This window comes from Thermoleptolyngbya sp. PKUAC-SCTB121 (genome assembly GCF_016919485.1).
In the GTDB taxonomy this organism is placed as follows: Bacteria; Cyanobacteriota; Cyanobacteriia; order Elainellales; family Elainellaceae; genus Thermoleptolyngbya; species Thermoleptolyngbya sichuanensis.
Genome location: NZ_CP070366.1, coordinates 2930250 through 2942365 on the forward strand (window position 1 = coordinate 2930250; position 12116 = coordinate 2942365).

The following is a 12116-nucleotide window of genomic DNA, read 5'->3' on the forward strand; positions in this document are numbered from 1 at the left end:
CAAGGCGCTAACGAGCGGTGTTCTTAAACGCGTCTTGAATGCTCTGAGAGATGCGGATCGACTCGACTCGATTGAGACTCAAAAAGTGATCTGAATCGTCTTCGTGCGATCGCTCCATCAGCACCAACGAACACAGCAAGCTCAGCATCAGCGCAACCAAGGTTCTCATATTAAACAGCCGACCCCTGAGCGACTGAAATAGATGAACTCGGGCTTCAGACGGACGATTCGCCAACAGCAGCCCAATGCCCAAGGTTGTTTGGGCGTGCAGCAAAATCTTCTTGAAATGAGGTCTAAATGGACGCAGGTTGCTGTCTTGAAGAAAGCGCTGATAGCAAAAGATTTCTACTTTAGCTTTAGAAATTTTGGCTAGCCCATCTCGTCGGCCGCTCAAAAAGGTATCCGTGTTTGGATGTTCTCGATGGTAAACCAGCTTGTCGGCAAGGTAATATGCAGCCTGCCCATCTTTGCAGCACAGATAGGTAATGTAGAGGTCGTGCATCCTATCCACTTCCGATGGAATATTCGCCCAGTCGATTGACACTCTCCGAATCACAGCGCCCGCAACGCTGGGGACAGATTTGTGAACCAGACCAACCTCGACAAAGGGTTGGTAGAGTCCGCTCTGGAGGCGATCGCGCCGATAGGCTCGCGTCATCCTGCGCGTGGCAAAGGCGCTGATTTTTCCCGTCTCGTCGATGATGAACTGATCGCAGAAAGCAATCGTTGCTTCGGGGTATTGTTCCAATAGCGGAACCAGCCTCTCTAAAAAGCGATCGCTCCAGAGGTCATCATCATGCAAGAAGGCTAGATACTTGCCCCGCGCCATTTTGACAGCATTTATCGCGTTGGCAAAAAGTCCCAAGTTCTTCTCATTTCGCCAAAAACGAATTCGGGAATCATCAAAGGATTCAATGATCGCCTTCGGATCTTTGGGGCTGCAATTATCGGAAACAATAATTTCAATATTTTGATAGGTTTGCCGAACTGCACTTTGAAGCGCCGCCCGCAGAAAAGTCGGACGATTATAGGTCGGAATAATAACGCTCACGAGTGCAGTTTGATGATTCATCGGCTTACGCTTTAATCGGTTTCTTTAAGTTCCTTGTCTCTGCTTGTCCATGCCCCTGAATTTTATTAACAGCGGTTTCAAAGCCCTTTTCAAAATTCTTTTCAAAGCCGTGACCTGAACCCGTCTCAACCTTAGGATGCCTGCTGAATTTGGTAGTATTTCCAGAAGCGATCGCGCCGATCAATTAATTCTCGGTAGCCGCCTTGCTCGACAATTCTTCCCTGCTCTAGCACCACAATTTTGTCGGCTCCTGAAATTGTAGAGAGTCGATGGGCGATCGCCAGCACGGTTCGCCCTACCGAGAGTTTTTCGAGCGCTTCCTGAATCAGTCTTTCAGACACCGAATCCAGAGCGCTGGTAGCCTCGTCCAAAATCAGGATTTCTGGATTTCGTAACAACGCACGGGCGATCGCAATTCGCTGGCGCTGCCCACCCGATAGCCGAATGCCGCGATCGCCCAGCGTTGTTTCAAACCCCTCCGGCATTTCTAGAATAAACTCCAGCGCGTTTGCCAACCGTGCGGCTTCATACACTTCGCTATCGGTGGCCTGTTCAGAGCCGTAGGCAATATTGCTGCGAACAGACGCATTAAAAATGAACGTATCCTGACTCACAATCGCCAACCGATGGCGAACGGAATCGATCTCGAACTCTCGTAAATCAATCCCATCTAAAAGCACCCGCCCAGCGGTTGGGTCATAGAAGCGAGAAATCAAATCTGCCAGCGTAGATTTGCCAGAACCCGATGCCCCAACCAGGGCCGTGGTTTTGCCTTTTTCGATGCAAAGATTAATATCTTTTAACACCAGATGATCGGGGTCATAGCCGAAATCAACAGCTACAAACTCAATCCCATGAAACAATCCAGGAAAACTGCGCGTACCGTCTTCAAAAAATTGCTTGCCTTCATCGCTCAAGAGCCGCTTGATATTTTCTACAGACCCCATCATGGTGCTGAGGTGAGAAAACACACCCAGCAAGTCCTGGCTGTAGGGAACCATGCGAAACAGAATAAATAAGAACGTCAGCAAGGACGCAACGGGCATGATGCGATTGGTGAGCGCGAGGATAATCATGCCCACCAGCACAAAGGTCGCCGAAGCCTCTGCCAGCGGACGCACCAGGCAGGACAGGCGATAGACCGTTTTCCATTCTTGAACCAGTCCTGTGCTGGCCTGATAAAACCGCCGCCGTTCAAAATCTTGTGCAGAAAAGGCCTGTACAGTGCGGATTCCGTTGATGAATTCGATGGCGATGGAAGTCAGTCGTCCGCTGGCTTGAGAGGTTCTGGTACTTCGCCGCCGTACCCGTTTGTTCAGCTTAGAAAATCCGAAGGCCAGTCCACCAAAGAGGAGAATCGAAATGAGTGAAAGCTGCCAGGATAGTAAGAGAATGGCGATCGCGTACACCAGCAGCGTAAAGGCACGGGTCATCAGAAATGACATTGCCCCAAAAGCATTTCTGATCCGCTCCATTTCGCTGGTTAACACATCGACCAGTTCCCCCGATCGAGTCTGAGAAAAATAGCTGAGACGCTGCGATTGAAGCTGCTCAAACACGCGCTTGCGGAGTCGATCGATGAGGGTGACTTCACTCGTCAGCGTGTAATATTGCGCCAGATAATTAAACACGGCCCGGATGCAGGTCGCCGCCACAATCAGTCCAGACACGCGATAGATCCGCTGGGTAACTGGGGCGTTAACCCCTAATACCCAAACATCAAACCATTCAATTCCAGTCTGGACAGGCGGTGCATCCGGTGAGGTAAGACTTTGCAGAAACGCCAGCAAAAACCCCAGCCCAAACCCTTCTGTAATAGATGCCAAAAGGGCAAAGCAAACTGCGGCGATCGCCAGCCAGCGAAAGCTTTTGAACTCCCTCAAGATCAAGTGGTTTTCTTGCCAAAACCGAGTTGCTCTTAGGGGCTTGCGAATCAGTTGAAGCAGTTTGAAAAACATGGGCGTAGCAACAAAACAGCTTAGTTATCCCGGATCTCTACGCAGTCTTTATAAAGCTCCTTAACCTCCTTTGCTAGGCGGCATCTCGTCCTGCGGATTCGGCAGTTTCGCGGTTAGAAACGGACTCGGCAAACAGGGCCCCCAGTCCCGACGGGCGACCGTAGGCCACCTGAGCGCCCTTTACATCGTTGGCAATCATTCCAATCACATTCAAGCCATTGAGCGCCGTGGCTGCCTGAATCAGGCTAGACTGGGAGACGCTGTCGAGACGAGCGACGACGGCAACGCCTTCGCAAAGCGAGGCGGTTTGAATCGCATCCACCACGCCCAGCACAGCGCAGGAATCCAGAATCACTAGGTCATAGTCTTTTTCAAACGCTCTAATCCAGTCCCGCAGTTCGTCGGAACTGAGCAGGCGCACCGGATCGCTGGACAGCGGCCCCGCCGTCAGCACATCAGTATTTGCGCCGATGCTGTGCAGTAGGGGCTGCCGATCTTCTCCGCTGAGCAGGGTGGAGAGTCCCTGACGGTTGGGCAGGTTGAGCTGGTGGTGCAAGCTGGGCGATCGCAGGTTGGCATCAATCAGCAGCACCCGCTGATGCAGTCGTGCCGCACTCAGGGCCAGCCCAATCGACACCAGCGTTTTGCCTTCATTCGCCAAAGCAGACGTAATAGCGAGCGATCGCAGGGCCGACACCGGACTGCTGCGCCGCAGGCTCTTGTAGACCAGATCCATCGACTCTCGAAACAGCGGCCACTGGGCGGCTTGCAGCATGGGCAACGCAGCGGGCGATCGCCCAGACAGCGGCAACTGACCCCCCAGCGGCCAGCGCTGACCGACAATGCTGCGCGGCAGCCTTGGCACCATGCCCAGCGGCGGCAGAGCGACCGTTTCTGTCAGCTTTTCGGGCGAGTGGATGACATCATCCATCGACTCGCGCAAGAACACCGCCATTGCGCCCAAAAACAGCCCCAGCACCGTTCCCAGCAGCAGATCGGTCAGCACTCGTGGCCCCGTTTTGATGCCCTGTTCTGGCGCTTCCACCACCTGCCAGTTATAGCCACCGCGCCCAATTTCAATGGCCAACTCTTGACGCGCTTTCAAAAGCTGCTGGAGAGTTTCGCGCTTGGTAGTGATGTCGGGCTGGAGGCGGTTGTATTCGGCAATCAGTTGCGGAAACTGGTTTAGCTCGTTACGAAGCTGGGCTTCGGCCTGGGCCAGACTTTGATCGCGAGCCTGCAAGCCCACCAGGTTGGTCTGCGTGGCCACCAACTGCCCAGCCAGCCCCATTTCCACCTCGCCCATCTGAGCTTCGGTATAGAGTTTGTCTTCAGAAAGCTCAGCGCGATCGCCCAGGATGCGTCTAGCCTCTTGCTGGAGCAGCGCCCGCTCTCGGTCAAGCTGCTGCGTTAGGCTGCGGACTGTAGGCGAGCGATCGGTATAGGTCACCAACTGCTCCGCCAGCGCCAGTTCAGTTTCTTGCAGCGAGGTCAGCAAGTTGCGAAATCGCTGCGACTGGCTCAGGCGCGACGCGACGATCGCCCCCTGGGGCGTGCGGGCAAGCTGCTGCTGGAGGTCACGAAACCGCATCTGACTATCCTGGAATTCGGCCTGGATGGCGCGGCGCTGTTCGGCGATCGCATTCAGCGCCTTCGCAAACTCCGTAGCCTGCTGCTCTGGGTCGATAATGCCCTGCCCTTCGCGGAAATCTTCGAGCGATCGCTCTGCATTCGCCACCTCCTCCCGCACTGTAGGCAGTTGCTCGTCAATAAACGACAGACCGTTGCTTAGGCGGAGCTTCTGCTGCTCCAAGTTATAGGCCAGGTAGACATTTTTCATCACCTCCAGCACCCGCTGCGACTTCAGCGGATCGCCGCTGGTATAGTCCACCTGGAGAATTTTCGTCTCAATCTTGTCCTCGGTTTCCAGCACGCGGCTCACCGCCAGACCCCGCTTCAAGTCCTCCAGCCCCAAGTCAGGATACTCAGAGCGCAACGCCTCCACCGCCCGCCCCAGCAGGATGGGACTTTGCATCAGGCGAATTTGCGTGGCGTAGTCAATTTCGACTGCGGCTGGAGCCGTGAACAGGGTCTCTGGCACAGCCCCCCGCAGATTCGCCTTCTGCTCGTAGTTCGACTCCACCAAAAGCTGCATCGAACTGCGATAGGTCGCGTCCTTGCGGGCCGACAGCAAGGTTGAAACCGCCATCGTACTCAGCAGCACCCCCAGCAGCAACAGCCGCCGCCGCATCAGCGTGGCAAAAAGCTGCCCATAGCCGAGTTCCGAGTCGGCTGCTCCATTCAGTTTCGCCTCAAACATGATTCTTCATCCCGCATGAACTCAAAATCTGGAACTCCGGTAGTGACCTTTATGACGACCTTTCTGGCTGAGCTTAATCACTGAATCTAGACAAACGCCCTCAATGAACACTCTGGACGAATATTTTTGCAGCACACGCTGAAACAAAAGAACACCTTGAAACAAACCCCTTCAGCTAGGCTCATCTAGGCTCATCGAGCCAGACTCACCGAGCTAAACGCAACCGCTCGGCGATCGCACACCCCGTCGATAATTTCCCCAATCTTGTCAAAAAAGACCTTCTTGGTAAATCGACTCAGCGCGTGATCCCGAATCCTGGAATAATCCCACTGCATCCGCACCGCCTCTAGCAGCGTCGTCTCCAGCGAAGCAGCCGTCTGCTCTTGAAAGAATAACCCCGTCAGCCCTGGAATCTGCGTATCCAGCACGCCACCCGCGCCATAGGACACCACGGGCGTACCGCTGGCATTCGCCTCCACAGGCACCAGACCATAGTCTTCCAGCGCCGCCACCACCACCAGCTTCGCCCGCGCCAGCAGGCTAGCCCGCTCCTCATCGCTGACGTAGCCCAAGAACTGGATATTTCTGGCGCTCATGCTTTCCAGGCGCTTGCGATCCGGCCCCTCCCCCGACACCAGCAGCGGCCAGCCCAGCCTGCTAAACGCTTCCACGATGACATCCACCCGCTTGTAGCCCAGCAGCCGCGCCGAAGCCAGATAAAAGTCATCCTTTTTGTCCGAAAACTGAAACAGGCTGGCATCAATTGGATAATTCACCGTCACCGCCGGACGGTTGTAAAGCGCCTCAATTCGTCGAGCCACTGTGTTGGAATTGGCAATGTACAAATCTGGTTCCTGAGCATAGGCCAAGTCTGCCTTTCTCAGGATCTTAAACACCACATCGATAGCAGGATAAAACGTCTGAAAATCTCGATATTCGCGCAGATAGTTTTGCGTATCCCAAAGGAATCGAGGAACGTTATGACAAAAGCAAATGTGCTTTGCGTGGGCCCCTTTTCGCACGGCTTTTGCAAAACTGGTGCTGCTGCTCACGATCAGATCGTAATCTCGCAAATCGAGCGCTCGAAATGCTGGGTAATAAAACGGAGCCAGCAGCCTGAAATACTTCGAGGCATTGGGCATCGCCTGCAAAAGGGTGGTTCGCACTTCGCGATCGCCCAGTTCGATCGTGCGCTCCGGGTCATACAAAGACGTGTAAATATCTGCGTCTGGAAAATATCGGCATAGCAGTTCAAAAACCCGCTCTGCCCCGCCCCGCTGAGTTAGATAGTCGTGTACCAGCGCAACTTTCATGGTTAGAAACTCTGTATCTAGCTAGTTCAATATCCCAGCCATGAGCAAAACGGGAAGCATTTACATAACAGTCAAGGCATCGATAAAGCGCGGATTGTTCAACCCCAATCAGCAACCTGACCTGATTTCAATATTTTTTAAGTCGTCAAAGTTTTAGAGCACCCTTTAGATCACCATTTAGAACGCTATTGGAACCCCGATTTAGACCATTAAGGCCAACGTCATAGAACCAGCGCAGCAGGCTGTAGAACAGATGCACTTTCCAGCATTATTTCCAGCATCAATATCATTTGGTGCTAGAAGTTATGTAGACTAACCGGAACTCGCAAAAGTACGATGTCGTCGCCAACAAAGGTTCACATAATCTTCATATATAAGGGCAAGATCATGAATTTTTCATGAAGTTATCAAGAGGGCACGACTCTCTTCGGAGGTTCAAAGCCCTGAGGACAAACACTTTCAGCTTCTATCACTAGTTTTTATCTTTCGGTCTGAAGTTCATGTTTTTTTAACGGGAAACGACCGGGTATATCCGAATAATTACTGAGATCATCAGATACATCCTCAATGGCGATCGCCCCAATTTTCTAGTTTTGTACTAGTCCAATGCATAGCCCATGCAAAAGCGGCCAGGGAAAACCGTCTGCTCCCTAGCCGCTTTTTGGCACTGTTTTTTGACAGTGTTTTTGACAGTTATTCTGAGTTGCTAATCGCTACCGTTTCCTATTCAGAACATTAGGAAAAACCTGGCTATTGTCATCCGATACAGCATTTTTGGCAGCCAGAAATTCTCACATTCAAAAGTTCTCACCTTACAGTCATCACTCCCAGACAAAACATCTACAAAACCGGCTCGCAGTGAACAACCTTGCTAAGTTTAGAATGGTCTCTCTAGGCAAAGTAATTGCCGACTGACAATACTCCTGCCTGGGCATCGCCCGCACTCAAGGCGATCGCCGTAACGTTGATCAGCAAATCACGAACAGCAGAAAAGCCCGCTTGATTATCGTTCACCGAAAGATAAGTACGGTTTCGCCATTCAAAGAAGACCGCTTGGTTTGCCAGGGGTCGCTGATTGCCTCGTCGGGCCAGGTTTTTGTCGAGGTATGCGGCTTGGACTGCTGCTTCGAGCGATCGCCCAGTTTTCACCCCGGCATTAAACAACCTGCGGGATCGCTGTTTGCGTCAACAGGCTGCTGGAACGAGTCTGTCAGCAAAGTTGCTGCCCCCGTCTAGTGCCTTTTCTGATTGCGTTGTTGCATTCCAAAAGAGTTTGTATGCACACCAGACTTCTGTTAAAATGAAGCTTCGGCATCTTGGAGAGATGGCTGAGTGGTCGAAAGCGGCAGATTGCTAATCTGTTGTACGGTTCGAAAGTCCGTACCGAGGGTTCGAATCCCTCTCTCTCCGTTCTAGATTTATGAACCTTGGGCATTGCTCAGAGAGGGCTGGGTCACGTCCTAGCGATCGAGCGCACTCAGCAGTTGAGCCGGTTGAAATTGCTGGAAGTGGGCGATCGCTTCTACCCGCTGAACGAAGCCTTAGCTATGTCTATTAAGCTTTTTTGCACTTTTCGTTACATTTGTTGACCGCATAAGCATTGGGCATCGTTCCGGGATAGTCTAGATCCGGCAACGGTGAAAACCGGATGCAGCATCAGTGCTGCGGATGTTTCGTCGATCATTTCCTTTACTTTTAGCAACTGTTCTTTTTCCATCATGGCAACGTCTCCCTCTCCCGAAGCGACTTCTCCGTCTCCCAGTTCCGTCTCTACGAACGCTGCGGTTAATGTAATGCCCCCTGCGGATTCGCGGGAGCGTGTCAGCACAGCGCTGAAGGCGCTGCAAGACAGCATCTGTCAGGGACTAGAGGCACTAGACAGCGAGGGCAAGTTTCAGGAAGATGGCTGGGTGCGCGAAGAGGGCGGCGGCGGGCGATCGCGCGTGCTGAAGGGCGGTCGTGTGTTTGAGCAGGGCGGTGTGAATTTCTCAGAAGTGTGGGGCAAGGATCTGCCCCCATCGATTTTGGTGCAGCGCCCAGAAGCGGCGGGGCACGGCTTCTATGCCACGGGCACGTCGATGGTGCTGCATCCCCGCAACCCCTACATTCCTACGGTTCACCTCAACTACCGCTACTTTGAGGCGGGCCCAGTGTGGTGGTTTGGCGGCGGCATTGACCTCACGCCCTACTATCCCACCCGCGAAGATGCCGCCCATTTCCACAAAACCATCAAAGCGGCGTGCGATCGCCATAACCCGCACTATTACCCCGCCTTTAAGCGCTGGTGCGACGAGTACTTCTACCTCAAGCATCGCGGTGAAACGCGCGGTGTGGGCGGCATTTTCTTCGACTATCAAGACACGCAGGGCATCCTCTATCCCATTTCCTATCCCGGCTCCCACAGCGACACCCCCGCAGCCGACTACAGCAAGCAGGTCGGCCCCGTGCAGGGACGCACCTGGGAAGACCTATTTGCCTTTGTGCAGGACTGTGGCAACGCCTTTTTGCCCGCCTATGTGCCTATCGCCGAACGGCATCAGCATGACGAGTATGGCGATCGCGAACGGAATTTCCAGCTTTATCGGCGCGGGCGCTACGTCGAATTCAACCTGGTCTACGACCGGGGCACGATTTTTGGACTACAAACCAACGGCCGCACCGAATCAATCCTCATGTCGCTGCCGCCGCTAGTGCGCTGGGAATATAACTACAAGCCGGAACCGGGCACACCCGAAGCAGAGCTATACGAGGTGTTTCTGAAGCCGCAGGACTGGGCTGAGTGGAACGGTTAGGGCATCAAAAGCTGAGCATCTCCGGGTCGTGGCTCTAGCGGCAGGGGCTGAGTGGAGCCACGACCAACGGGGGGCGCGTTCTGCTGGGGAGTTTCGGCGGACATGCTAGAGGGTGTCAACTGGGGCGGCGGATTTAGCACGCTGGGGTTAAAAAAGGCAACGAGCGTGTTCACCAATGCGTCGCGCTGGGCGCGGGTGAACTGGTTGACCACGGCGGTGTCTGCCTCTAGAGGATTGGTAGTGAGATTAATGGCCCCAGGATAGGAGCCGGGAACCATCGGCTCGTTGATGCCCAGGTAATCCGCGAGGGTCAGCTTCCAGTCAAACCGGGAGATGGGCGATCGCCCTTTAATCAGCGTGTGGTATCGGATCATCCGGCTGAGGAAGGTATCTTCGGGATCGACGGCTCCCGTGCGCTGAGAGATGTAATTATTTTCGAGCGGTATCTCTGGCAGGCGGCGATAGATCTCCTCCGCCACGCGGCTGGGAATGGGAACGCCATACTGCTGGGCGATCGCCCGTTGTGCCCCCAGCGGCGAGTTGGCATAGCGGGTCTGGGTTGGCGCAATCAGCCCCATCGCCAGCAACATGCCTGCCGCAATCAGCAGTGCGGCAATTAACCGAGAGAGCAGCCGAATCCGGGTTTGTCGGCGTGAGCGCGATCGCATGGTCTCCCCTCCACATTCCTTCCAACTGAGCTTACGCTATTCACCAATAATTTCTGGTTGAGTTAGCTCGTCCGACATTTCAATAATGGCGCGAATCACGGGCTTCATCTTGGGATCATCCAGGCTGTCAAACTCCTCGAAGCGGCGGCGCTGAGCGCGGTTGGCCACCTGAACTGTGATGCGATAGCGATTGGAAGCCGCGTTGATGAGATCCTCAGCCCGACGCATTAAATGGCTGGAATCAAAATGAGACCGTTTCATAGCTGCCAATCCTTAGAACGAGTAAACAGAACAAGTAAACAAGTCAACTAAATCAAGTCAACGCGCAAACCAACTGACGTACTCCAGTGTAGCCAATCGAGTCGCGGTTGATGCCGACCATCAAACCAAAGTTGCGCTGAGAGTAGCGCAAGGCTCATCAATCCATCGCTCTATGGGCACTCTGTTGGCAAAGGTATTGAATTCAACCACTGGGCAATCACTGGGCAATCACTGGGCAATCACTGGGCAAAACCTCTGGATCTCTGGATTAAGCTGGATTAGCTGGATCAACGTGATAGAGCAAAATCTCTGGACAAAATCGGAGCAGGCATAGTTTCGGAACCTAACCGCATGTTAAAATATGCACCAATTATGAGATCTGTGTTGGAGAGGTTATTTCACTCATGGAAGCGGCTCTGTTACTCGCAAAACTGCCCGAAGCCTACGCAATTTTCGACCCCCTGGTAGATGTGCTGCCGATTATTCCCGTGTTCTTCTTTTTGCTGGCGTTTGTGTGGCAAGCCGCCGTGGGCTTCCGCTAAGCTGCTTTGCCTAAGCTGCTTTACCGAGGTTTTGATTTTCTCAGGTTCTTTGAAGGGGGTGGGGACAGGTTGGTTCCCGCCTTTTTTCATGCCTTTCATGCCGTAGTTTTTTGTGTCCTGAGGGTCTGCCCCAGTTAGCTGATTCGCCCAGTCCACCCGATTCGTTTACACAAGGAACTTTCTAATCCACATCATCCGCTAGTGGTCGCCTGCCAGTAGCCTGCCAAGGGGACTTTGCTTCTGTATGCCAGTTTTGAGCGCCCAACGTCTGAGAAAAGTCTATCGAGACAAGAAGATAGAAGTGCCCGCCGTGCGAGACGTATCGCTGGTGCTGAGTGCGGGCGAGGTGCTGGCGTTTCTGGGCCCCAACGGGGCAGGCAAAACCACCACCATCAAGATGATTGCGGGGCTGATTTTGCCCGATGCGGGCCAGGTGCAAATCGTTGGGCGCGATCCGCACCGAGACAGTCGGGCGCTGCGATCGCTCGGCGCAGTGCTGGAAGGAAACCGCAACCTCTACTGGCGCTTGACCTGTGAGGAAAACCTGGAATACTTTGGCGTGCTGCGGGGGTTATCGCGACGGGTGGCGCATCAGCGAGGAAAGGCGCTGCTGGAGCGGTTTGGGCTGACGGAAAAGCGCAAAACCGTGGTGCAAGCTTTGTCGCGGGGGATGCAGCAAAAGCTGGCGATCGCCGTTTCGCTGATCCACGACCCGCAACTGCTGCTGCTGGACGAGCCGACCTTAGGGCTGGATGTTGAGGCGACGCAGGCGGTGAAGGCACTGGTGCGAGAGATCGCTGCCGAAGGCCGCGCCATCCTGCTGACCACGCACCAGCTTGACATTGCCGAAGAATTGTCCGATCGCGTTGCCATTATCCGTCAGGGTGAAATTGTGGCGGAGGAAGCCACCCCTGAGCTAATCCGTCAGTTTTCTGGCTCTGCCTACCATATTGAATTGGAGAGTCCGCTCACGGGCGATCGCCTGCAAAAGATAGACGCGCTGGGGGTTTTAGTGCAGGGTTGCACCCTCACCGTCCCCGATTCGTCCCTGCTGTATCCAGTTCTGGACATCCTCAACCCCCTGCCCCTGCTGAGCATCACCCGAGACGAAGCCAGCCTCACCGATATTTTTCTCAAGCTCACCCGCCTCAAAGCTTGAGCAGGAACTGCATACGAACTCTGCATACAAA

General features: G+C 53.9%; 10 protein-coding genes and 1 tRNA gene. 4 read left to right on the plus strand and 7 right to left on the minus strand.

Annotated elements, in window-relative coordinates; genetic code table 11:
* Window positions 1-7: 7 nt before the first annotated feature.
* From JTM80_RS12020 to JTM80_RS12040, 5 genes are all read right to left on the minus strand, one after another.
* Window positions 8-1072: a glycosyltransferase family 2 protein gene (locus JTM80_RS12020; protein ID WP_172356338.1), complete on the minus strand. Its 1065-nt coding sequence runs from the start codon at window positions 1070-1072 to the stop codon at window positions 8-10.
* A 131-nt stretch (window positions 1073-1203) separates the two neighbouring features.
* Window positions 1204-3030 (minus strand): heterocyst formation ABC transporter subunit HepA, encoded by a 1827-nt coding sequence (gene hepA, locus JTM80_RS12025; RefSeq protein ID WP_205369491.1) that lies wholly within the window; start codon window positions 3028-3030, stop codon window positions 1204-1206.
* 73 nt (window positions 3031-3103) lie between these two features.
* Window positions 3104-5350 carry a polysaccharide biosynthesis tyrosine autokinase gene (locus JTM80_RS12030; protein ID WP_172356335.1) on the minus strand — a complete coding sequence of 749 codons (2247 nt, stop codon included), beginning with the start codon at window positions 5348-5350 and terminating at the stop codon, window positions 3104-3106.
* 191 nt (window positions 5351-5541) lie between these two features.
* Window positions 5542-6663 (minus strand): glycosyltransferase, encoded by a 1122-nt coding sequence (locus tag JTM80_RS12035; protein ID WP_172356333.1) that lies wholly within the window; start codon window positions 6661-6663, stop codon window positions 5542-5544.
* Between the two features lie 891 nt (window positions 6664-7554).
* The gene (locus tag JTM80_RS12040) at window positions 7555-7827 is read right to left on the minus strand and encodes a bluetail domain-containing putative surface protein (protein ID WP_205369492.1); all 273 of its coding nucleotides are present in this window, start codon (window positions 7825-7827) and stop codon (window positions 7555-7557) included.
* Window positions 7828-7981: 154 nt separating this feature from the next.
* On the opposite strand from JTM80_RS12040, the gene JTM80_RS12045 reads away from it, so the two are divergent.
* A tRNA-Ser gene (locus tag JTM80_RS12045) sits at window positions 7982-8073 on the plus strand.
* Between the two features lie 308 nt (window positions 8074-8381).
* Window positions 8382-9455, plus strand: a complete 1074-nt coding sequence (hemF, locus tag JTM80_RS12050; RefSeq protein ID WP_205369493.1) for an oxygen-dependent coproporphyrinogen oxidase — start codon at window positions 8382-8384, stop codon at window positions 9453-9455.
* Here hemF and JTM80_RS12055 read toward each other — a convergent pair.
* Window positions 9452-10123 carry a hypothetical protein gene (locus JTM80_RS12055; RefSeq protein WP_172356304.1) on the minus strand — a complete coding sequence of 224 codons (672 nt, stop codon included), beginning with the start codon at window positions 10121-10123 and terminating at the stop codon, window positions 9452-9454. The genes hemF and JTM80_RS12055 overlap by 4 nt on opposite strands.
* A gap of 36 nt (window positions 10124-10159) precedes the next feature.
* A complete protein-coding gene (locus JTM80_RS12060) occupies window positions 10160-10384 on the minus strand; it encodes a DNA-directed RNA polymerase subunit omega (protein ID WP_068509385.1) in 225 nt (74 codons plus the stop codon).
* 404 nt (window positions 10385-10788) lie between these two features.
* On the opposite strand from JTM80_RS12060, the gene JTM80_RS12065 reads away from it, so the two are divergent.
* Together JTM80_RS12065 and JTM80_RS12070 are read left to right on the plus strand one after the other, a co-directional pair.
* Window positions 10789-10926, plus strand: coding sequence for a photosystem II reaction center protein K (locus JTM80_RS12065; RefSeq protein ID WP_068509389.1), 138 nt, complete (start codon window positions 10789-10791; stop codon window positions 10924-10926).
* 244 nt (window positions 10927-11170) lie between these two features.
* Window positions 11171-12085, plus strand: coding sequence for an ABC transporter ATP-binding protein (locus JTM80_RS12070; RefSeq protein ID WP_172356302.1), 915 nt, complete (start codon window positions 11171-11173; stop codon window positions 12083-12085).
* Window positions 12086-12116 lie beyond the last annotated feature (31 nt).

What these genes read in the sequence shown, in the direction of transcription:
- hemF (WP_205369493.1), top strand. Translation starts at nt 8,382, where the DNA reads ATGGCAACGTCTCCCTCTCCCGAAGCGACTTCTCCGTCTCCCAGTTCC.
- JTM80_RS12030 (WP_172356335.1), bottom strand. Translation starts at nt 5,350, where the DNA reads ATGTTTGAGGCGAAACTGAATGGAGCAGCCGACTCGGAACTCGGCTAT.
- JTM80_RS12035 (WP_172356333.1), bottom strand. Translation starts at nt 6,663, where the DNA reads ATGAAAGTTGCGCTGGTACACGACTATCTAACTCAGCGGGGCGGGGCA.
- JTM80_RS12060 (WP_068509385.1), bottom strand. Translation starts at nt 10,384, where the DNA reads ATGAAACGGTCTCATTTTGATTCCAGCCATTTAATGCGTCGGGCTGAG.
- JTM80_RS12055 (WP_172356304.1), bottom strand. Translation starts at nt 10,123, where the DNA reads ATGCGATCGCGCTCACGCCGACAAACCCGGATTCGGCTGCTCTCTCGG.
- JTM80_RS12020 (WP_172356338.1), bottom strand. Translation starts at nt 1,072, where the DNA reads ATGAATCATCAAACTGCACTCGTGAGCGTTATTATTCCGACCTATAAT.
- hepA (WP_205369491.1), bottom strand. Translation starts at nt 3,030, where the DNA reads ATGTTTTTCAAACTGCTTCAACTGATTCGCAAGCCCCTAAGAGCAACT.
- JTM80_RS12065 (WP_068509389.1), top strand. Translation starts at nt 10,789, where the DNA reads ATGGAAGCGGCTCTGTTACTCGCAAAACTGCCCGAAGCCTACGCAATT.
- JTM80_RS12070 (WP_172356302.1), top strand. Translation starts at nt 11,171, where the DNA reads ATGCCAGTTTTGAGCGCCCAACGTCTGAGAAAAGTCTATCGAGACAAG.